The organism is Pseudoxanthomonas jiangsuensis, assembly GCF_010093185.1.
Taxonomy (GTDB): Bacteria; Pseudomonadota; Gammaproteobacteria; order Xanthomonadales; family Xanthomonadaceae; genus Pseudoxanthomonas; species Pseudoxanthomonas jiangsuensis.
On sequence record NZ_PDWL01000105.1, the window covers coordinates 1 to 607 of the forward strand.

1 protein-coding gene and 1 pseudogene are annotated in these 607 nt (G+C 69.7%); both read right to left on the reverse strand.

Annotated features, from left to right (window positions below; all coding sequences use genetic code 11):
- A partial coding sequence (locus CSC62_RS17490; RefSeq protein ID WP_484573174.1) for a beta/alpha barrel domain-containing protein occupies nucleotides 1-323 on the reverse strand: 323 nt, incomplete at its 3' end.
- Nucleotides 320-607: pseudogene (locus CSC62_RS18330) on the reverse strand (hypothetical protein); the annotation flags it as partial. The gene CSC62_RS17490 and the pseudogene CSC62_RS18330, both read right to left, overlap by 4 nt.

Here is a 607-nt window from a genome sequence, read left to right on the forward strand (position 1 = left end):
GACAGGAACACATGCAGGCGCGGGTTTGCGGCTGTCTCCAGCGCCTTGGCCGAGGTTTCGATATCGGCCTGCAGGCAGCGCGACAAAAACGCCAGGGTGGGGCGGCGCAGTTCCCGGCCCATCATCGCCACCGCTTCGCGGTCCGAATGCGAGCTGGCCGGAACACCGGTTTCGCTGATGTCCACGCCAAGTTCGTCCAGCGCGCGCGCCATGACCAGCTTCTGCTGGGGCGTCATGCTGCAGCCGGGGGATTGCTCGCCGTCGCGCAGGGTGGTGTCGAAAATTCGGATACGCGGGGTCTGGTTGGATACGGTCGTGTTCACCAGGAAGACTCCTCTACGGCGATGGCGGTGACAGGCGTTGAAGCGACTGCGGATGGGCGGGAAAGAACGTGTGTGGCGGGTGGGGGGGTGGCGCTGCGTTCGGTGCGGAGGCGGCCGGTGGTGGGACGGGGGGGGGTGGCGGGGGGGGGCGGGGGCCTCTCCGGGCAGAGGGGGGGCAGGCAGGGTGGGGCGGTAATACACCCAGGGGCCCCCGCCCATTTTGGCTTCGGGGGCACACGGCGCAACGGGGCGTGGGGGGGGGGCGGACGGGCACGTGGCAAGCA